Origin of the sequence: Pseudomonas sp. BIGb0381, from assembly GCF_024809815.1 — a bacterium.
Lineage (GTDB): Bacteria > Pseudomonadota > Gammaproteobacteria > Pseudomonadales > Pseudomonadaceae > Aquipseudomonas.
Map to the genome: position 1 here is coordinate 1 of NZ_JANUEN010000009.1, position 20,589 is coordinate 20,589.

The 20,589-nt window shown below is 61.4% G+C and carries 18 protein-coding genes; 4 read left to right on the forward strand and 14 right to left on the reverse strand.

All coding sequences use genetic code 11. The annotated features are described in order from the left end of the window. Together M2397_RS22020 and M2397_RS22025 are read right to left on the reverse strand one after the other, a co-directional pair. Window positions 1-2,095, reverse strand: a 2,095-nt coding sequence (locus M2397_RS22020; protein WP_405046493.1) for a DUF6531 domain-containing protein, incomplete at its 3' end; no start/stop codon positions are given. Between the two features lie 199 nt (window positions 2,096-2,294). Then, window positions 2,295-2,909 carry a LysE family translocator gene (locus tag M2397_RS22025; protein WP_131699997.1) on the reverse strand — a complete coding sequence of 205 codons (615 nt, stop codon included), beginning with the start codon at window positions 2,907-2,909 and terminating at the stop codon, window positions 2,295-2,297. Window positions 2,910-3,053: 144 nt separating this feature from the next. Between M2397_RS22025 and M2397_RS22030 the strand changes: the two genes are divergently transcribed. Then, window positions 3,054-4,139 carry a DUF1615 domain-containing protein gene (locus M2397_RS22030; RefSeq protein WP_131699996.1) on the forward strand — a complete coding sequence of 362 codons (1,086 nt, stop codon included), beginning with the start codon at window positions 3,054-3,056 and terminating at the stop codon, window positions 4,137-4,139. On the opposite strand, the gene M2397_RS22035 is transcribed toward M2397_RS22030, so the two are convergent. Then, complete coding sequence (locus M2397_RS22035; RefSeq protein WP_145337092.1) at window positions 4,140-4,934, reverse strand: DUF4349 domain-containing protein; 795 nt, start codon at window positions 4,932-4,934, stop codon at window positions 4,140-4,142. Between the two features lie 157 nt (window positions 4,935-5,091). Between M2397_RS22035 and M2397_RS22040 the strand changes: the two genes are divergently transcribed. Further along, window positions 5,092-5,511 (forward strand): PaaI family thioesterase, encoded by a 420-nt coding sequence (locus tag M2397_RS22040; RefSeq protein WP_167656649.1) that lies wholly within the window; start codon window positions 5,092-5,094, stop codon window positions 5,509-5,511. A 102-nt stretch (window positions 5,512-5,613) separates the two neighbouring features. Here M2397_RS22040 and M2397_RS22045 read toward each other — a convergent pair whose 3' ends face one another. From M2397_RS22045 to M2397_RS22055, 3 genes are read right to left on the reverse strand one after another with little or no spacing between them, the layout of a single operon-like run. Then, the gene (locus tag M2397_RS22045) at window positions 5,614-6,795 is read right to left on the reverse strand and encodes an acetyl-CoA C-acetyltransferase (RefSeq protein ID WP_145337094.1); all 1,182 of its coding nucleotides are present in this window, start codon (window positions 6,793-6,795) and stop codon (window positions 5,614-5,616) included. 11 nt (window positions 6,796-6,806) lie between these two features. After that, a complete protein-coding gene (locus M2397_RS22050; protein ID WP_027603173.1) occupies window positions 6,807-7,466 on the reverse strand; it encodes a CoA transferase subunit B in 660 nt (219 codons plus the stop codon). 34 nt (window positions 7,467-7,500) lie between these two features. Next, on the reverse strand, window positions 7,501-8,199 hold the full coding sequence (locus M2397_RS22055; protein WP_131699992.1) for a CoA transferase subunit A: 699 nt from the start codon (window positions 8,197-8,199) through the stop codon (window positions 7,501-7,503). Window positions 8,200-8,332: 133 nt separating this feature from the next. On the opposite strand from M2397_RS22055, the gene M2397_RS22060 reads away from it, so the two are divergent. Then, window positions 8,333-9,238, forward strand: coding sequence for a LysR family transcriptional regulator (locus M2397_RS22060; protein ID WP_065942135.1), 906 nt, complete (start codon window positions 8,333-8,335; stop codon window positions 9,236-9,238). A 62-nt stretch (window positions 9,239-9,300) separates the two neighbouring features. Here M2397_RS22060 and M2397_RS22065 read toward each other — a convergent pair whose 3' ends face one another. From M2397_RS22065 to M2397_RS22090, 6 genes are all read right to left on the reverse strand, one after another. Further along, window positions 9,301-9,630, reverse strand: coding sequence for a hypothetical protein (locus M2397_RS22065; protein ID WP_025854475.1), 330 nt, complete (start codon window positions 9,628-9,630; stop codon window positions 9,301-9,303). Window positions 9,631-10,094: 464 nt separating this feature from the next. Continuing rightward, window positions 10,095-10,958, reverse strand: a complete 864-nt coding sequence (locus M2397_RS22070; protein ID WP_259244402.1) for an NAD-dependent protein deacetylase — start codon at window positions 10,956-10,958, stop codon at window positions 10,095-10,097. A gap of 8 nt (window positions 10,959-10,966) precedes the next feature. After that, a complete protein-coding gene (locus M2397_RS22075; RefSeq protein WP_131699988.1) occupies window positions 10,967-11,407 on the reverse strand; it encodes a CBS domain-containing protein in 441 nt (146 codons plus the stop codon). Between the two features lie 133 nt (window positions 11,408-11,540). After that, on the reverse strand, window positions 11,541-13,490 hold the full coding sequence (locus M2397_RS22080) for a DNA topoisomerase III (protein WP_131700066.1): 1,950 nt from the start codon (window positions 13,488-13,490) through the stop codon (window positions 11,541-11,543). Window positions 13,491-13,719: 229 nt separating this feature from the next. Continuing rightward, window positions 13,720-15,342 carry an MFS transporter gene (locus M2397_RS22085; protein WP_259244403.1) on the reverse strand — a complete coding sequence of 541 codons (1,623 nt, stop codon included), beginning with the start codon at window positions 15,340-15,342 and terminating at the stop codon, window positions 13,720-13,722. Window positions 15,343-15,407: 65 nt separating this feature from the next. Beyond that, window positions 15,408-17,054 carry a GMC family oxidoreductase gene (locus tag M2397_RS22090; RefSeq protein WP_145337098.1) on the reverse strand — a complete coding sequence of 549 codons (1,647 nt, stop codon included), beginning with the start codon at window positions 17,052-17,054 and terminating at the stop codon, window positions 15,408-15,410. A gap of 130 nt (window positions 17,055-17,184) precedes the next feature. On the opposite strand from M2397_RS22090, the gene M2397_RS22095 reads away from it, so the two are divergent. Beyond that, on the forward strand, window positions 17,185-18,081 hold the full coding sequence (locus tag M2397_RS22095; protein ID WP_131699985.1) for a LysR family transcriptional regulator: 897 nt from the start codon (window positions 17,185-17,187) through the stop codon (window positions 18,079-18,081). A gap of 39 nt (window positions 18,082-18,120) precedes the next feature. On the opposite strand, the gene M2397_RS22100 is transcribed toward M2397_RS22095, so the two are convergent. After that, window positions 18,121-19,218: a DNA alkylation repair protein gene (locus M2397_RS22100; protein WP_259244404.1), complete on the reverse strand. Its 1,098-nt coding sequence runs from the start codon at window positions 19,216-19,218 to the stop codon at window positions 18,121-18,123. 13 nt (window positions 19,219-19,231) lie between these two features. Next, window positions 19,232-20,578: a glutamine synthetase family protein gene (locus M2397_RS22105; protein ID WP_259244405.1), complete on the reverse strand. Its 1,347-nt coding sequence runs from the start codon at window positions 20,576-20,578 to the stop codon at window positions 19,232-19,234. Window positions 20,579-20,589: the final 11 nt, after the last annotated feature.

Sequence of the window (20,589 nt, forward strand, 5' to 3'; positions counted from 1 at the left end):
CAATCCGCTGCACCAGCCGCGCCCGGTCGTCATGGACGTACACTTCCTGACTGCCATCGGCGTTGTGCACCGTGACGCGGCCGTCATCCCCCCAGGCATACCGCGTATCCATCTGCGAAAAACTGGCCCAATGCCGGACACATCGCGCAGCCTTGCCAGCCCGTTCCCATTCCCAGAAGAAACTCGCCCCACCGGCCAAGCTCCGCTCAAGAATCACGTGCTGATCGTCGTAGCGATAAACCTCGCTTTCGCCTACTGCATTGGTCGCCGAAACCAGCCGGCCAGCGTTGTCGTATGCGTAGGAAACAACGTTCTGCTCGGTCACCCACTCGAAGGGTTCATACCCCTTGGCGCGCTGAACCTGATAGTCCACCGCCACGATGTGGCCGAACGCATAGCGCAGAAACAGCGCACGCCCCACACCGTTATCCAACCGCTCGATGCGCCCAAGAAAATCCCGAGTAATCCGTAGCCGGTTGTCATACGCATCACTGATGGAGACCAACACACCGTCGCGAAAGTGATAAAACCGCGACGCCTGGGACAACACCAACTCATCCGGCGAAGCGCCCAAATAGATCGCCGCTTCGGCCAAGCTATTGGTGATCGCCGGGCGAGCAACGGTCGGCAATGGAAACGAAGTCATGCGATTCTCATGGTCCGTCCACACCACCGAATCGCCCGACACCACAAGCCGATGCGCCAGCGAATGACTCCAGCCAAACCCCAACCCGCAATCCACTTCCATCGCACTGGTGCGATACAACCGCGTCCACTCAAACGGCAAAATCCCGTCCAACGTGCCATCGGTCAGGGTCAGCAGTTCCTCCCCGGTAACCATCGACACGGGGCAGCCGTTGGTGACGGTCTTATCCGAAGAGGCCGCCGCATCGCCCTTCGGATTCGTCGATACAACAGGCACATCATCGACAGGCTCCTGCCTGACCAACACGGTCTGCTGTGTCTTGTTACGAACCGCCGGTACCGGGTTGGAAACCAACTGATCCCCAGCCTTCAATGGCGCAACCGGTACGGTCTTGATCGCTGTCGCCGGGCCACCGAGCAGCAAAGGCTTCACCGCTTCGACATGCGGCTCCAACCCCGGCTCTACAAGCTGCTTGGCCAGCAACTCCAACAACTCCCGCGCGCGCTTGGATTTAATCGCGCTCAGTACCTGGGGGCCCAGCCGCGCCGCCACCCCCATCGCACCCAATACACGAATCAACAGCAGATTGATCAGGACCTCGCCAGTGATCTCACCCCACAGTTCAGTCATCTGCGGCGGCGGCAGCATGCGCATCCAACTGACCATGGCCGACACGTAGATAAACAGCAGCGGCTCATCGCTGAGCACCAGCAAACCGTTGGCAATGGTGTCTTTGCCGAGCTTCAACAGTTCATCGAGTTCGGCCTGGGAGATGTAGGCCAGCAGCTTTTCGCTGTTGGCTTTGAGGTCCGCCAGCAAGTCATACAGCTGCGTAACGTTGTCCCACACATTGAAGAGGGCTTTTCCAAGGCCGCTGAAAAACGCTGCTTCCAGCATTCGGCGCCGATCGAGCGGCTTGGCTTCGGCATAGTCTTTCCACTGATCCTGGAAAGTTCCGGCCCACTCTTCACGCAGGCGAGCCTCCAACCCCAGGATCACCGACTGATAAGACCCATACAGCGCCTTGACGTGATCCTTGGAAACGTTGGGGTAGAAACTGATTCGGTACTGCTGGTTGCGATCACACTCGGTGATTTCGAGGATACCGCTGGGGCCGATGGTCTTGTGGATCGGCTCGCCCAACGGGCCGCCATTGGGATCGACGCGTTGCAGCATCACCGGCGTGTTGCCAATGGGCACGGACCGCGTGCTCTGGAACATATGCACCAGGGTCAGGGTGCCATTGGCGGAGCACGTGGCGACGGTGCTGCTGGGGGTGATTGAGCGATTGATCGGCGCGACCAGCGCCACCTCATCGCCGACCTTGAAGACCTGCTCGACCTCCAGTGCCGAGAAGCTCCAGAAGCTTTGCGCCCAGTCATCGAACGTATTCAGGCATTCGCGAAAGTCACGGAAGACGCTTTCAACGTCGACCGTTTTCACATCCATCGGGGTCAGGGCCAGCCTGCCAATGGCCGGGTTCAAGACGCAGCCCCATGAACCAGGGCTTTAACGAAAACAACCATCTGCAATCCCTCGCACTGTGTATTCAGGCGAGGGACTTTGCAGAGGTTTTCAGGCTGGGACTGTAGAGCTTATCTTGCCGTTACGTGGGATCTTTCAGCGGCTATCGTCCTATCAAAAGCCTTCAGCGCTGTGCAAACGCCAGGTTCAACCCCAGCCCCGCAAACGCCGCCGCAAAACTGCGGCGCAGCCAGTTCTGCACCCGTGGCGACTCGATCACCGCGCGGCGAAACCCGTTGGCCAGCAAGCCGTAGATCACAAACACCGCGAACGTCATCGCCATGAACACCGCGCTCAGCACCAGCATTTGCACGGCAGGTGCCGTGCTGCCTGGCGCCACGAACTGGGGCAGGAAAGCCAGGAAGAAAATGGTCAGCTTGGGGTTGAGAATATTCAGCAGGAAGCCGCGCAGCATCAAACTGCGCGCGGTGGCGACTGTCGGTGCGTCATTCATGGCGAAGGCCGAGCGATCACGCCAGGTGGCATACGCCAGATACAACAGATAGGCGACGCCAGCGTATTTCAGGACTTCGAAGGCCAGCGCGCTGGTATGCAGCAGTGCGGAAAGGCCGAGCACGGATGCCAGCAGATGCGGGAGGATACCGGCCGTACAACCCAGCGCGGCGAACACACTGGCGCGCTTGCCGGCGGTGAGGCCCGTGGACACGGTAAAGATCACGCCGGTACCGGGGATCAGTACGACAATCAGGCAGGTGACGAGGAAGTTCAGGCTGAGCATGGCATTCAAACTCCGTGTACGAATGAGGGATGACAGATCCTGTCACGTTCGGCCTGGGTTGGCGAGAAGGCGAGTTGGCGAACCCGCGTTAGACTTACCGGTCCATATCCGCAACGCCTGGCCCATCGTCCTCAAGGAAGCCCCATGTCCCCACGCTGCCTGATCCTCTGCCTTGCCTCCTTGCTGGTGCTGGCCGGCTGTTCCACGTCACGCGGCCCGCAGCAACCAGAGCGCAGCGAAGCCGAGGTGAAGGCCGAGATCGTGCGCCTGCTCCCGGCTAAGGTTCCAGACCGCAACGGCTGGGCCCAGGACATCTACACCGCCTTTGATACTCAAAAGATCTACCCCAGTACCGAGAATATCTGTGCCGTATTGGCGGTAACCGAGCAGGAATCCACCTTTCAGGTCGACCCGCCCGTACCCAACATGGGCAAGATCGCCCAGGATGAAATCCTGCGCCGTGCCGCCAAGGTGCATGTACCGGCGTTTGTGGTGCGCAGCGCCCTGCAACTGCGCTCGCCCACCGGCAAGTCCTACGCCGACCGCTTGAATGCCGCGCGCACGGAGAAGGACCTGAGCGGCATCTTCGATGACTTCATCAGCATGGTGCCCCTGGGCAACACCCTGTTTGGCGGCTTCAACCCGGTGCACACCGCCGGCCCCATGCAGGTCAGTATCGACTTCGCGCAGAAACAGGCGCGGGGTTATCCCTACACGGTGGATGGCACGATTCGTCGGGAAGTCTTCACCCGGCGCGGCGGCATGTACTTCGGTATCGCCCATTTGCTTGGTTACCCGGTGAGCTATGAACAGCCGCTGTACCGTTTTGCCGACTTCAATGCGGGGTGGTACGCCAGCCGTAATGCGGCGTTCCAGGCGGCGGTCAGCCGCGCGTCGGGCACTGAGTTGGCGCTGGATGGGGATCTGATTCGCTACGGCTCATTGCTGCCCGGTACCACCGAACTGGCGGTGCGCTCATTGGGTGCGAAGCTGGACATGCGCAACCCCAGCATTCGCAGCCAGCTGGAACAGGGCGAGCAGCTGGATTTTGAAGACACCACCCTCTACAAACGCGTGTTTGCGCTGGCCGATAAGGCCGCCGGCAAGCCGCTGCCCCGTGCGATCCTGCCGGGCATCGTGCTCAAAAGCCCGAAGATCACCCGCAACCTGACCACGGCGTGGTTTGCCAAGCGCGTAGATGAGCGGTACCAGCGCTGCATGAAGCGCTGATCAGCTGCGGCGCCTGACAAATTTGCGCCACAGCCACACCCACAACCACACCACCGGAAACGCCAGGATCACGAACGGCAGCACATAGCTTGCGCGCTCCAGGGCGTCTGCGGTGCCGTCCACCAGGTTAGTGCCCAGGTTGCTGAACATCCGGCTGAAGCGTGACGGTTGGTTGGCGCCGTCGGAAGAGCGGAAGTTGAGGGTGACGCGGTTGGTATCCAGGCGACGCTGCTGGCCGGCGGCAACCTGGGCGAGCTCCTGCAGTTCGTTTTCAATGCCCGCCTGCTCCTTGCTCAAGGCGATCAGGTCGCTGACGCTGATGTCCTTGCGCTTGGCCAGTTCATCGAGGCGCTGTTGCTGGGCTTGCAGGCGATCCTGGCGGCGGCGTACATCGGCGACCGCGTCGGCCAGGTCTTCGGCGGTGGTGATGCGCTGGCCGAGTTTGCCGCCTTCAGCGGCCATGGCGACCATTGGTTCGACGCCGGTGGGCGCGATCCGCAGGATGATCTCGCCGCCGTTGCTGTCCTCGGTGATGCCAAGGATATTGCACGCGCCAAACCGCGCCGATTCACAAGCCTCGCGGGTCGCCTGCATGCGCGGCGCGAGCAGGGCGCCGGGCAGGGCCAGGGTCAGTTCGTGCTCATAGGCCAGTTGCGCGCCGGCCCGGCCTTGTTCGCCATTGATCACCGTGGCGCGGGAGTGGTCCTTGGGTGAGCAGCCGACCAGGGCCAGACCGGCCAGCAGGATCAGCAGGGGCGCGCGAAGCGATTGAAGGTTGCCGTCCGGATGGCGCATTGCAGTTCCTTGAGGTGTGCGGGGGACATTGGCGGCGATTAAAGCGGGTCCGGCGAATTAACGCAAAGTATCGTGCAAGATTTGCAGGGCTGATGGTGATGGCTGCCGTTGGGCGTGTGGCGTACATCTCAAATCCGCCCCCCAAGGAAGACTCGCCATGATTGCTCACGCCGTGCCCGAAGGTTTTGTCCCGCTGCCGCGCAGCAGCCCGTTGCTGGATTTGCTTGGGCCGGCGTATTGCCGAGGTGACGGCCTGCAACTGGAGATCGGCCTGCGCGCCGACAATCGCCATGCCAATGGGCGTGGGACTGTGCACGGCGGGGTGTTGGCGACCCTGGCGGATGTCGGCATGGGCTATGCCATGGCGTTTTCCAGTGAGCCGCCGTTGCCGTTGATTACGGCGAGCATGACCGTGGATTACCTGGGGACGGTGCAGGTGGGGGAGTGGATTACGGTGCGCTTGGAACATCACAAGCGAGGGCGACAGATGGCGTTTGCCACGGTGAGCCTGCAGGTGGCGGAGAAGGTGGTGGCGCGGGCGAATGCGGTGTTTGCCGTGCCTCAAGCTGACAGGTAATGAAGATCTGATGTGGGAGGGGGCTGTGTTTCTTCAGGGAAACCGCATAAAGAAAAGGCCTGGCTTTTCGTGGAGCCGGGCCTTTTCCGTGTTGCTCTTTTATCAGTGGCGTTCGAGGGCGAGGGCTACGCCTTGGCCGCCACCGATGCACAGGGTCGCCAGGCCTTTCCTGGCATCGCGCTTGATCATTTCGTGCAGCAGGGTGACCAGCACGCGGCAGCCTGAGGCGCCGATGGGGTGGCCGATGGCGATGGCGCCGCCGTTGACGTTGACCTTGTCCGCATCCCACTCCAGCTCTTTACCTACCGCCAGGGATTGCGCGGCAAAGGCTTCGTTGGCTTCGATCAGGTCCAGGTCGCCCAGGCTCCAACCGGCTTTGTCCAGGCAGCGGCGGGTGGCCGAGACCGGGCCGATGCCCATGATCGCCGGATCGACACCCGCGTTGGCGTAGCTGGCGATACGCGCCAATACCGGCAAGCCCAGGGCCTTGGCCTTGTCGGCACTCATCAGCAGCACCGCAGCGGCGCCGTCATTCAGGCTGGAGGCGTTGCCGGCGGTGACGCTGCCGTCTTTCTTGAACGCAGGCTTGAGCTTGGCCAGGGATTCGGCGGTGGTGCCGGCGCGAGGCTGCTCATCCACGGCGAAGGCAATCGGGTCGCCCTTGCGCTGGGGAATCAGGATGGGTGTGATCTCGTCGACAAACCTGCCCGCTTCGATAGCGGCGGTGGCTTTTTGCTGGGAGGCGGCGGCGAAAGCATCCTGGGCTTCACGACTGATGCCGTATTTGTCCACGAGGTTCTCGGCGGTGATGCCCATGTGGTAGTCGTTGAATGCATCCCAGAGGCCGTCGGTGATCATGCTGTCGATCATCTTGGCATGGCCCATGCGCAAGCCCGTGCGCGCAGCAGGCAGTACGTAGGGTGCCAGGCTCATGTTCTCCATGCCGCCGGCGATGATGACCTCGGCGTCACCGCAACGGATGGCCTGGGCGCCCAGGTGCAGGGCTTTCAGGCCTGAGCCGCAGACCTTGTTGAGGGTCAGGCTCGGCACGGCGTGGGGCAGGCCGGCGAGGATCGAGGCCTGGCGTGCAGGGTTCTGGCCGGAACCCGCGGTGAGTACCTGGCCGAGGATGACTTCATCCACTTCGGCCGGGTCCAGACCGGTTTGCTCCAGCAGGCGACGGATCACGGCGGCGCCCAGCTCCGGTGCCGGAATGCTTGCCAGCGAACCTTGAAAGCTGCCCACGGCGGTGCGGGTGGCAGCAACAATCACGACGTCTTGCATGGAATCTGTCCTCACTGGAAGTGCATTTCTGGAACGTGGTCCGGGACGATCAGTTTACCGGCGGTCTTGCTCACAATCTCTTCAACGCTGACGCCAGGTGCGCGTTCCTTGAGGACAAAAGCGCCATTTTCGATTTCCAGGTACGCCAGGTCCGTCAGCACACGCTTGATGCAGTTGGCTCCGGTCAGCGGCAGGCTGCATTGGCTGAGCAACTTGGACTCACCGTCCTTGGAGGCGTGGGTCATGATCACGATGATGTTTTCCGCACCGGCCACCAGGTCCATGGCGCCGCCCATGCCCTTGACCAGTTTGCCGGGGATCATCCACGAGGCGATGTTGCCGTGTACGTCCACTTCAAAGGCACCGAGTACGGTGAGGTCGACGTGGCCGCCGCGAATCATCGCGAAGGATTCGGCGGAGGAGAAGATCGAGGCGCCGATGCGCGCCGTCACGGTTTGCTTGCCGGCGTTGATCATGTCGGCATCGATGGTGTCTTCGGTAGGAAACGGGCCCATGCCCAGCAGGCCGTTTTCCGATTGCAGCATCACTTCCATGCCTTCGGGAATGTAGTTGGCCACCAGGGTCGGAATGCCGATGCCCAGGTTGACGTAGAAACCATCCTGCATTTCGCGGGCGACGCGTTGAGCCATTTGTTCGCGGGTAAGAGCCATTTTAGGAGTCCTTATTGTTCGGGCTGGGGGCGGATTATTTGCGCACGGTGCGCTGTTCGATGCGCTTCTCGAACGTGCCGCAGATGATCCGGTCGACGTAGATGCCAGGGGTGTGGATCTGCGCCGGGTCCAGCTCGCCCGGTTCGACGATTTCCTCGACTTCGACCACGGTGATCTTGCCGGCGGTGGCGGCCAGCGGGTTGAAGTTCTGGGCGGTGTGGCGATAGATGACGTTGCCGAAGTGGTCGGCTTTCCAGCCTTTGACGATGGCGAAGTCGCCGGTAATGGATTCTTCCATCAGGTACGGTCGACCGTTGAATTCGCGGGTTTCCTTGCCTTCGGCGACCGGGGTGCCGACGCCGGTGGCGGTGAAGAAGGCCGGGATACCGGCGCCGCCTGCGCGCATTTTTTCCGCCAGGGTGCCTTGGGGGGTCAGCACCACTTCGATTTCGCCGCTGAGCAATTGCTTCTCGAACAGGGCGTTTTCACCGACGTAGGAGGCGATCACCTTGCTGATCTGCTTTTCTTCCAGCAGCACGCCGAGGCCAAAACCATCGACGCCGCAGTTATTGGAAACCACGGTGAGGTCACGGGTGCCTTTGCGCTTGATCTCGGCGATGAGGTTTTCCGGAATTCCGCACAGGCCGAAACCACCGGCGAGCACGGTCATGCCGTCTTCCAGGCCTGCCAGTGCTTCTTCGTAGGACGCCACGCGTTTATCGAAACCTGCCATATGCACCTCTTTTATTGTTTGTGGGCCAGCCAATGGATCGAGTGTTGCGCCGGCGGATTGATTTGTTAAGTTGTTTTTTAAGGTTGATTGATTTAGAAAACAGCATAGTCGACCCGCCGCCCGGAGTAGCGCCATGACCGTTAAACAGATGCGTGCCTTTCTTGCCGTGGCCCAAAGCCTGAGTTTTGCCGCTGCCTGTGAGCGTCTGCACCTTTCTCAATCGGCGCTGAGCCTGACCATCAAGGGCTTGGAAGAAGGGCTGGGCGGGCGCTTGTTCAGCCGTAATACGCGCAATGTGGCCCTCACGCCCGAGGGCGAATCCCTGCTGCCGCTGGCCCGTCGGCTGATGGCCGATTGGGACAATGCCGAGGACGAACTGCGTCAGCTGTTCACCCTGCAACGCGGGCGGGTCACCGTGGCGGCGATGCCGTCGTTTGCCGGCAACCTGCTGCCGCCGATCCTGAAGATATTCCGCGCGCGTTACCCCCAGGTGAACGTGACGGTGCATGACTTGATCAATGAGCAAGTGCTGGAGATGGTTCGCGACCGCCATGTGGAACTGGGCGTGGCGTTTGAACCCTCGGAGGGTTCGTCGCTGGCCTTTACGCCGTTGTACCTGGACCGTTTCATTGCGGTGGTGCCCGGTGATTCACGGCTGGCGCAGTGTGCCGAGGTCGACTGGAAAACCTTGCTGGAGCACCCGTTCATCACGTTACAGCGGCCTTCCACGGTGCGGGTGATGCTGGAAGAGCATCTGGGGGCCTTGAAGATGAAGTTGCCGGTGGCGTTGGAAAGCCATCAATTGGCAACCGTGGGCAAGATGGTCGCCAGCGGCCTGGGGGTCAGCGCCGTACCGGCCTTGTGTGCGCAGCAGATGCAGGAGGCGGGGGCGCACTGCATCACCTTGACCGATCCGGTGATCGAGCGGCCGATTGGCGTGTTGACCAAGCCCGGGCATGAACTGTCGGCGGCGGCGCAGGTGTTGTTTGATATTTTTCGGGATGAGGCGGGGAAGGGCAGGTTCCCGGCGGTGTTATAAAACAGGTATTAAAAAGCCCGCTCGAATAAACGAACGGGCTTAAATTTAAAGGTGCACTGTTATCAGCAGTATCTATCAATCACTTTAACTTGCGATTGGCCTTTGAGGTTCTGCCATTCGGTATTAAGTGTGTGGAACACTTGCTCGATAAAGTTGCGATCGGCCGCGGCTTTCTTACCGACATAACCCTGGCCACGGCGGTACATCTTCAGGCGCGCCGCCAGTTCACGGTTATTGCGGTCGAACTCGGCTTCTTCGGTATGGGGCGCCAGGCAGTCAATTTGCACTTCGCCCGATTTGCCAATCCACAGGATATGGTCGTCGAGTGTGTCTTTCTGCGCTGCGAACATCTCAGCCAATTCATCGATAGTTGGTTGGTTGTTCAGATTCATGTGTAAGCCCCTTGACCAGTTGGCGATCTATCAGTTGATTCCGTTAAAACTGCTTAGTTGTCTCCGGCTTGGAAAACCGGGCGTCAGTGACGGTCTGCCGAATACGGGCAGGGTCTTGAACCTGATGCATGTAGTCTTGCTGATGAACTGCTACGCAATGGTTTCATAACGAAGACAAGTCGCGTTTGAGCGCCTTGTACCGATCCTTGCGGGCCGGTCAGCTTCATCAATCTGCCTTGTGGGCAGTGCACATCCGGAAAAAACAGCTCGGCGGTCAGACGAGCTTGTTCAAAACGCTTGTTACCAACGCTCCCGATCCGGGAGACGTCTAGATCATGCAAGGACAAAAAGGTTACGTCAACGGTTATGTAGTGATTATTTTTGATCACTACATAATTCGCCGTGGGTATGGGGAGATACGGCAGGTGCGTGACTTGAGCGTCATTTTTTGCGCTGGACGGTCGCTATGGCTGAGGAGGAGTTGACTGCAGGCGGTCTGCCAGCAAGGGCAGAAGCTGCTCGCACGAGGTTTCGATCTTTACCTGCAACAACTCATCACCCCGGGTCTTGCCCAAGTTGATGGCGATCACCGGCTTGCCCTGTTCGACCATCGCCTTGCACAGGCGAAATGCGGAGTAAGCCATCAGCGACGAACCCACCACCAGCAACCCATCGGCATGCGCTACCGCCGCCATCGCCCTGGCAGCCGTCGCTGGCGCGACGTTCTCGCCAAAAAACACCACGTCCGGCTTCAGTCGTTCACCCTCGCAATGGGGGCAGCGGGGGACCTGGAAGCGCTCTTCAAACGCGGGGTCGAGCAAGGTGTCACCATCAGGTGCCTGTACCGCATGGACTTGCGCCAGGTACGGGTTATCGACTTCCATCTGCCGCTGGATCACATCGCGCGTGCTGTGCAGCTGGCAATCCAGGCACAGTACCCGGTGCAGGCTGCCGTGTAGTTCGATCACATCGTGGCTGCCGGCCTGGTCATGCAGGGTGTCGACGTTCTGCGTGATCAGGCCGGTGATGTGCTGGCGCTGTTGCAGGGTCGCCAGTGCCCGGTGAGCATTGTTCGGCTGCGCGATACGTACCCTCGGCCAGCCCAGCATCGCCCGTGCCCAATAGCGGCGCCGCGCCTGCGCGGTGGCGAGGAATTCCTGATACATCATCGGCGCCTTGCCCCGGCGCACGCCTTCGCTGTCGCGGTAGTCGGGGATCCCCGACGACGTGCTGATGCCTGCACCGGTCAACACCAGGAAGCGCCGTTCGGCCATGGCGCGGTGCAGGGTATCGAGGTGATCTTCCTGATGTTCCAGCGTGTCGAGCATGGTGTCTCCTATTCGCCGCGGATGTACTGCTCCAACTGCCTGATCAGGTCAGCCTGTTCGGCAATGGCTTCCTTGACCAGGTCACCGATGGACAGCAGGCCAAGCAGCTTGCCGTCTTCGACCACGGGCAGGTGGCGCAGGTGGCTGTCGGTCATGATGTTCATGCACTCTTCGACACTTTTGTGGGTATCGACGGTGATAACAGGGGAACTCATCACCTCGTGGACCTTTGTGGTGACCGACGACAGCCCCTTGAGCATGATTTTGCGTGCGTAATCGCGTTCGCTGATGATCCCCACGACCGCGCCTTCCTTGACCACCGGCAAGGCCCCGACGTTTTTCTCCGACATCCGGACCAGCGCTTCAAACACAGTGTGGTCCCATTGGATGGTGTGAACGTCCTGGTTTTTCTGGTCCTTGGCTTTGAGCAATTGTGCAACGGTCTTCATGGCGGCCACTCCGGTGTTGTTGTTAGGAAGTCAGCAAGTTCCCTACAGAATCCTAGACGGGCTGCGGCGCTGCAAGGACCAAAGCGGCGTTAAACCCGTCGAAAAACGTCATTCACAGGGTTTTTTTCACTTTTCATCCTGCATTCGCCGGCTTTTTGGCGCGTTTGGTCGTGCCGGCTGCCTTGCGGGGGGCGGCCTTGCGTTTCTTTTTCCACGGCGCAGCACCTCGACCCGCCGGGCTGGCCGGCCCGGTGATGGTCATGCGCATGCCGTTGCAACGCGCCACTTGCTTGCTCATCCACGCCGCCTGCTTGGCAACGAATTCTTCCAGGCTCATCTCGCCGCTTTGCACCATGTCCAGCGCCTGCTCCCAGATCGCGGTGGTGCCAGGGTCGGCGATGGCACGGGGCACCGCGTCGATCAGGCTGAAGGCTGCCGGGGTCGCCGACAGCGCCTTGCCGTTCTTCACCAGGTAACCGCGGTCGAGCAGGCCCTGGATAATCCCGGCGCGGGTGGCCTCGGTGCCGATGCCGGTGGTGTCCTTGAGCTTTTGCTTGAGCAGCGGGTCTTCCACCAGCTTGGCGACGTTTTTCATCGCCTTGATCAGGTCACCTTCGGTAAAGGGCTTGGGCGGTTGGGTCCACAGGTCCTTGAGGTTGACCTTGGCCACCGCGTAATCCTGGCCTTGCACCAGTGTCGGCAAGGCCTGGGGGGCCGGTGCTTCGCGGCCCTTTGCCGGTGCCAGGGCTTCGGGCAAGGCACGTTTCCAGCCCGGCTCGATCACCACTTTGCCCACCGCGCGCAACGCCTGGCCCGCACAGTCGAAGTCCGCCTGGGTGCGATCGTATTCATGGTTGGGCAGGAACTGCGCCAGGTAGCGCGCGCGAATCAGGGTGTAGACCGCACGGTGCTTGCCGGTGAGTTGGCCAACGTCCTTGCCGGCGCCGGTGGGAATGATGCCGTGGTGCGCGCTGACCTTGGCATCGTTCCAGGCCCGTGAGCGGCGCAGGGGATCGATATGCGGCATCAACTCATTGACTGCCGCATCCGCACGGCCCAATGCGGCGAGGATCTTCGGCGCCTCACTGTGCTGGCTCAACGGCAAGTAGCCACAGTCACTGCGCGGGTAGGTGATGACCTTGTGGGTTTCGTACAGGGACTGGGCGATATCCAGGGTTTCCTGGGCACCGAGGCCGAGCTTCTTCGAGCAGATTTCCTGCAGGGTGCCGAGGTCGAAGGGCAGGGGCGCCACCTCGCGCATGCGTTCGGTGCGCAGCTTGATCAGCCGCGCGCTGGCGGCGTTGGTCATGGCGTCGGCAGCGTCCCGGGCCAACTGCGGGTCAAGGCAGCGGCCCTGGTCGTCACAGGCATCCTCGGTCGCGCGCCATTGTGCGGTAAACGTCATGGATGGGTGGCGCAGGTCCACATCAATGGCCCAGTAAGCCACGGGTACGAAGTCGGCGATGCTGCGGTCCCGGTCCACCACCAGGCGCAAGGTCGGTGTTTGCACCCGGCCTACCGGCAGCACGCCCTGATACCCCGACTGACGTCCCAGCAGGGTAAACAGGCGACTCATGTTCATGCCGATCAGCCAGTCGGCGCGGGAGCGGCCCAGGGCCGAGTGGTACAGGCTGAAGGTTTCGGCGCCTGGCTTGAGTGCCGCCAGGGCCTTGCGGATGGAGGCATCGTCCAGTGCCGACAGCCATAACCGCTGGATCGGCCCGCGATAGCGGCAATGCTCGACCAGTTCGCGGGCGATCATCTCGCCCTCACGGTCGGCGTCGGTGGCAATCACCAGTTCCTGGGCTTCCCCCAGCAGGCGCTTGACGGCCTTGAACTGGCTGGCGGTCTTGGGCTTGACCAGCATCTTCCATTTTTCCGGGACGATCGGCAGGTCGGCCAGTACCCAGCGTTTGTATTTGGCGTCGTAGGCGTCGGGCGGGGCGGTTTCCAGCAGGTGGCCGATGCACCAGGTGACGGTGACCCCATTGCCCAACCAGCAACCGTCGCCGCGGCGACTGGCGCCGAGCACGGCCGCAATGTCCTTGGCCTGGGAGGGTTTTTCACAGAGGTACAGCCGCATGGTCATCACATCAGATCGGGTTGATGCTTTGCAGGATGCTCAGTCAGAGGGATTTGAGCAACTGTTATCTGTATGGATGTACAGCAATTCGTGTAAGCGTTGCCGGAATAAATGTGGGAAGGGGATTGCTCCCGATAGCGCCATATCAGTCAACGCAGCTGTGACTGAACCACCGCTATCGGGAGCAAGCCCCCTCCCACAAGGGATCTCCTGTGTTCAGGAGATCGGTTTAATTGTTGTCGAGATCCACATGCCGCGTTTCTTTAAGGCAGAACAATCCGACAATCAGGCTCACCCCCGTCACCACCACCGGGTACCACAAGCCATAGAAGATATCCCCGGTGTACACCACCAGCGCAAACGACACGGTCGGCAGGAACCCGCCAAACCAGCCGTTACCGATGTGGTAGGGCAGGGACATCGAGGTGTAGCGAATACGCGTCGGAAACAGCTCCACCATCAGTGCCGCCAGCGGGCCGTAGCACATGGCGGCGATCAGGATCAGCACCACGATCAGCACTACCACCATGACCTTGTTGACCTGGGCCACATCCGCAGAAGTCGGGTAGCCGGCCAGGGTCACTGCACCGCGCAGCGCGGCCTCGTCGAAGCCGTCGATGCGCACTTCACCCACGCTGACCTGCACCGGGCTGCCGGCCGGGGCGGCGGCGCTGCTGTACGGCAGGCCTTGCTTGACCAGGAAGGTCTTGACCTTGTCGCACGGGCTGTCAAATTTCGCCTTGCCTACCGGATCGAACTGGAAGGTACAGGTGGCCGGGTCGGCCAGCACGGTGATCGGTGCCTGGCGGCTGGCCTGGTCCATCGCCGGGTTGGTGTAGTGCGCCAGGCCCTTGAAGATCGGGAAGTACAGCGCGGTGGCCAGCAGCAGGCCGAGCATCAGCACCGGTTTGCGCCCGACCTTGTCCGACAGCCAGCCAAAGAAGACGAAGAACGGCGCGCCAATCACCACGCTGATGATCAGCAGCATATTGGCCAGGGCCGGGTCCATCTTCAGGAACTGCGTGAGGAAAAACAGCACATAGAACTGCGACGCGTAGAACGTCACCGCTTGCCCACCGTTGATGCTGAACAGCGCGATCAGCACCACCTTGAGGTTTTCCCATTTACCGAAGGACTCACGGATCGGCGCCTTGCTGGCCTTACCTTCCTCTTTCATTTTCAGGAATGCCGGCGACTCGTGCAGGCTCATGCGGATCCAGGTGGAAATACCCAGCAGCACAATGGAAAACAGGAACGGAATACGCCAGCCCCAGACTTCGAACTGATCGCCGGTGAAGTACCGGCATGCCAGCACCACCAGCAACGACAGCAGCAAACCGAGGGTCGCGGTGGATTGAATCCAGCTGGTGTTGAGGCCGCGTTTGCCGGCCGGTGCATGCTCGGCCACATAAGTGGCTGCGCCGCCGTATTCACCACCCAAGGCCAGGCCTTGCAGCATGCGCAGTACGATCAGGATGATCGGTGCCGCGATACCGATGCTGGCGTAGGTCGGCAACAGGCCGACGCAAAACGTCGCCACGCCCATCAAAATGATGGTCACCAGAAAGGTGTACTTGCGCCCGATCATGTCGCCCAGGCGGCCGAACACCAGCGCGCCGAACGGCCGCACCACAAAGCCGGCCGCAAAGGCCATCAAGGCAAAGATAAACGCCGTGGTGTCGTTGACCCCGGCAAAGAACTGTTTGCTGATCACCGCCGCCAGGGCGCCGTAGAGGAAAAAGTCATACCACTCGAACACCGTCCCCAGGGACGAGGCGAAGATGACTTTTCTTGATTCGTTACCGGTGCTCGCGTTGGTCGCCGAGCCCAGGGGTTGAGCATGTTCTGACATCGGGAAGCCCTCACAGTGATTATTTATTGTTGTTCCACTGTCGGCGCCAGGGTTGGCGCCGCTATTCAGATTGCATGAACCAGTTCTTTCTCCGGGGCGAGACTCCTTGTGTTCGGCGAAAGGATCAGCTGCGCGGCTTTTTCCGCGATCATCAGCGTGGGTGAACAGGTATTGCCGGAGGTAATGCGCGGCATGACCGAGGCATCGGCGATACGCAGGCCGGGCACGCCATGCACGCACAACTGGGCGTCGACCACCGCGTCTTTATCGCTGCCCATGCGGCAGGTGCCGACCGGATGGAAGATCGTCGTGCCGATACGCGCGGCGGCTTCATGCAGTTGCTCTTCGGTTTGCAGCGCGTCGCCGGGCAGGTATTCCACCGGTTTGAACTGGCTCAGGGCCGGTGCGGCGACGATGCGTCGGGTCAGGCGAATAGCGTCGGCGGCCACCCGCAAGTCTTCCGGATGGCTGAGGTAATTGGGCCGGATCAGCGGCGCATCCGCCGGGTTGGCCGAGCGGATATCGATGCGACCACGGCTTTGCGGGCGCAGGTCGCAGACCGAGGCGGTAAACGCCGGGAACCCGTGCAGCGGTTCGCCAAAGCGCTCCAGGGACAGCGGCTGCACGTGATATTCAAGGTTGGCCGAGGTCTGTTCCGGGCCCGAGCGGGCAAACGCGCCGAGCTGGCTGGGCGCCATCGACAGCGGGCCGCTGCGGTCGTACAGGTAGCGCAGGCCCATGCCCATCTTGCCCCATACGGTGCCGGCGATCTGGTTCAGGGTGCGGGCGTTTTCCAGCTTGTAGATCAGCCGCAATTGCAGATGATCCTGCAGGTTGCCGCCGACGCCCGGCAGTTCATGCAGCACATCGATGCCCAACGGCTTGAGCACGCTGGCCGGGCCGATCCCCGAGCGTTGCAGGATGCCCGGCGAGCCCACGGAGCCGGCGCACAGCACGATTTCCTTGCGCGCCTTCCAGCGCACTTGCTGGCCGTTTTGACGCCCGATCACGGCCGAGGCGCGGCCGTTTTCCAGCACCACGCGGTCCACCTCGACTTCGGTCAGCACGGTGAGATTGGGTCGCTGGCGGATCGGTTTGAGAAACGCCTTGGCCGCATTCCAGCGCACTCCAGCCTTTTGGTTGACCTGGAAGTAGCCGCAGCCTTCGTTATCGCCCTGGTTGAAGTCGCTGATCGTGGCAATGCCGCTTTGCGCTGCGGCGTCCCGAAAGGCGTCCAGGATCGGCCAATGCAGCCGTTGCTGCTCGACTCGCCATTCGCCGCCGTCATTGTGGAATTCCGAGCTGCCGGCAAAGTGGTTTTCGCTCTGCTTGAACAGCGGCAGCACGTCTTTCCAGGCCCAGCCATCGTTGCCTGCCGCCGCCCAGCCATCGTAGTCCTGGGCCTGGCCGCGCATGTAGATCATGCCGTTGATGGAGGAGCAGCCACCGAGCACCTTGCCCCGTGGGTAACTCAGCGCACGGCCTTGCAGGCCTTCCTGGGCTTCGGTCTTGAAGCACCAGTCGGTGCGTGGGTTACCGATGCAGAACAGGTAGCCGACGGGGATATGGATCCAGGGGTAGTTGTCGCGGCCACCGGCTTCGAGCAGCAGAACGCGGTGGGAAGGGTTGGCGGACAGTCGATTGGCGAGCAGGCAGCCTGCGGGGCCGGCGCCTACCACCACATAATCGTATTCAGCAGCTGCAATGGGCATCTGAGGTCTCGCTTGTTTTTCTTATTGGCTCCATCCTAGTTGTTAGTTTTCGTCTTAAAAATGTTAGTTTTTACCCAGCTGCTGTGCGTTTTTAAACAGCGCTGCCTGGGGCTCATGCAATGGAGGCGACATGTTCGACTGGAATGACCTGCGGTATTTTCTTGAGTTGCAGCGCAGCGGTCGCCTGCTCACCGCCGCGCAGCGCCTGAAAACCACGCATGCCACCGTGGCCCGGCATATCGAAGCCATCGAGAAGAGCCTCGGCACCGCGCTGTTCGTGCAGCACGCCCAGGGTTACGAACTGACCCCTGCCGGCGAAGCCCTGCTCAAACACGCCGAAGCCATGGAAAACGTCGCGCTGCTGGCCGAAGACGAACTGACCCACTCCGCTGCGCCCCTGGGCAAGATCCGCCTCGGGGTGGCCGAAGGGTTAGGGGTGATGTTCCTCGCCGGGCGCATGGGCGGGCTGTTCGACCGCTACCCCGGATTGGAAGTGGAACTGGTGGCGGTGCCGCGCTTCGTCAGCATCCTCAACCGCGAAGCGGAAATCAGCATTCACCTCGAACGCCCCAGCGTCGGTCAACTGGTTACACGCAAACTCACCGATTACCGCCTGGCGCTCTACGCCAGCCGTGCCTACCTGGCGCGAACCCCTCCGATTGAAAAACGCGAAGATCTCGCGGCCCATTCATGGATCGATTACGTCGACGACCTGCTGTTCAGCCAGGAATTGAAGTTCCTCAGCAGTTTCTGCCGTAACCCCAAGGTGGTGTTCCACAGCACCAGCGTCATCGCCCAACACCAGGCCGCGCGCTCCGGTTTGGGGATTGCGGTGTTGCCGTGCTTCATGGCGTCGGGCGACCCGGAGCTGGTGCCGTTGCTGCCGGGGGAGGGGATCCAGCGCAGTTACTGGATCAGCTCGCGCCGGGAACTGCACAAGTCGGTGCGATTGCGGGTGTTGTGGGATTACGTGGTGGAGTTGTGCGCGCGAGAGCAGCCACTGTTGCTCGGCGAATCCAACGGATAAAACCCTCCCACAGTGATCTGTGGTGTGGGTGACATCGGGTTAATCGCGCAATTCGAATTGCGCACTGCCCAATCGCTCCCCGTTCACCAACACATGCACCGTATGCCTGCCGGGATAGTGCTTGCGCGTGGTCAACGCGCGAATATGCTGCTCGCGGCGCAGGCTGTGCTGTTCACCTGCGCCGAGCGTAAACGCCTTGAGCTTGAACACCTTGGCCGCGCTGTGCCCGGCGCTTTTGACGTAGTCGATGGCGTAGTCCACCACCAGCTTTTGCGCAGTGGCAGCGGTGGATTCCAGGTTGAACGACAGGGTGATCCGCTCGCCCAGGGTGATCACCGCCGGGGTCACGCTCAGGTCATGGAGCTTCACCTCGGCCTTGGCGCCGGCGCCCATGATGGTCAGCGCGCGGGTGTTGCCCTGCTTGATCAGGCTGCGCAGCGCATGGCGGGCGATCCAGGCGGTGTGCGGGTTATCCAGGTTCCAGCCTTCGATCAGGCTGAGTACCCAATCCGGGTGGTCCTTGGTGATGTCATTGAGGTGGTTGGCCACGGATTTGCGTACGTAGAGGCTGTTGTCGGCCTTGAGGTTGTCGAGGATCGACGCACACAGCTCGGGGTTGGCCTGCACCGCGGCCAGGCGAAACGACCACGGCAGGCGCGGGCGCGAGCCTTCGCTGGCGAGGCGGCGCACGTGTTCGTTGTCATCCAGCGACCACGTTTGCATGACCGCCAAAGTGCGTTCGAAGTCGTGGAGCAAGAAGTGTCTTATGGCGAATTCAGCCGAGCCAAAGGTGGTGAAGTATTTGAGCGCGGCCATGGAGCGCTTGAAGTCATCCAGGCCGTAGCTCGCCACATAGTGCGGCAGGCATAGGCTGACAAACCCGCTGTTCAGGCGCGGTGCCAGGGCGTAAAGCAGCTTGAGGCTCTGGGCATAGTCCAGCGGGATCACCGCGTGCAGGCTTTCGCTGACCCGCGCCATACGCTGCATCACCGACAACTCGGCCAGCCCGGCCTTGGCATGCTTGAGAAACCCCTTAGCGTCGAACGCCGGGTACACCGCCGTCATTTCGCTGGCGATGTGTTGCAGGCGTTCGACGTTGAAGATTTCCTTGAGGGCCGGGGCGCTTTGTTCGGTCATCGTTATTCCAGGGTTAGAGAAACCAGCGGTATTCCCGCGCGTTGATCTCTTGTTGAAAGGCCAGGTGGTCCTGGCGTTTGTTTTCGCAGTACACGTCGATAAATTCAGCGCCCAGCTTATCGCGCAATACCGGCTGATGCTGCATGGCGCGCACGGCATCGAGCATTTCCACGGGAAAGTCGGTGCCGCTGCTGCGGTCCTCGTTCAGTGGCGCGATAGGTTCGCGCTTGGCTTCAAGGCCATGCTCAAGGCCGACCAGGATCGCCGCCAGCACCAGATACGGGTTGGCGTCGGCACTGGCCAGGCGATGTTCGATCCTCAGGTTGCGCGGGTCGGAATCGGGGATGCGCACGCACGCATCGCGGTCTTCAAACCCCCAACTGGCGCGGGTCGCGGCGTTGACCGTACCGCCCAGGCGACGGAAGGCGTTGTGGTTGGGCGAGAAGATCGGCATGCAATGGGGCAACAATTCCAGGCAACCGGCCACGGCGTGGCGCAGCGGTTGCTGCTGGTGCGCCGCGAGCACATTGTTGCCCGCGCCGTCATACAGGCTGACATGCACATGCATGCCGCTGCCGGGAAATTGCAGGTAAGGCTTGGCCATGAAACTGGCGCGGTAGCCGTGTTTCAGCGCCACGCCGCGGGTGCTGCGGCAGAACAGGGCCGCCCAGTCGGCGGCGCGCAGGCCGTCGTCTAGGTGACCGAAATTGATCTCGAACTGACCGGGGCCGAGTTCGGCGGTGATCACCGTGATGTCGATGCCCTGGTCCTTTGCGGTCTGCGCCATATCGTCCAGCACCTCGCTGAAGCGCGACAGCCGTTCGATATGCAGGTTGGGCTGGTCGTCGGTGTCATCGCCCAGCGGGTCACGGGCGAATTGCGGCAGGCCGTTGTCGAGTTTTTTGTCGAACAGGTAGAACTCCAGTTCGAAGGCCACCACCGGGTGAATGCCTTTGTGGTGAAGACGCTCCAGCACTTTGGCCAAGACTTCGCGAGGTTCGAATTCGATCGGCGCTTCGGTGCCGTCCGAGGTGATCAACATCTGCCCCAGCGGCTGCGACTCCCAGCTCACCGGCTTGAGCGTGCCGGGCACCAGGCGACGGTTGGCATCCGGGTCGCCGTCGTGGAAGCAGTAGTCGCCGATCTTGAACAGCCCGCCCTGAACCCCCAGCAGCACGGCGTTTTGCGGCAGCTTCAAGGGGCTGCCGGCGGCGACCTTTTCCAGCATCTCGATGGGGTAGCGCTTGCCGTAGAAATGCCCGGGGATGTCCAGGGCGATCAGGTCGACATAACGCACGTCGGGATGGTTCTGGCGAAAGGTCCGGACTTCGGCCAGTAACGTGGAGGCTTGGCTTTTCACGGGTGTTGCTC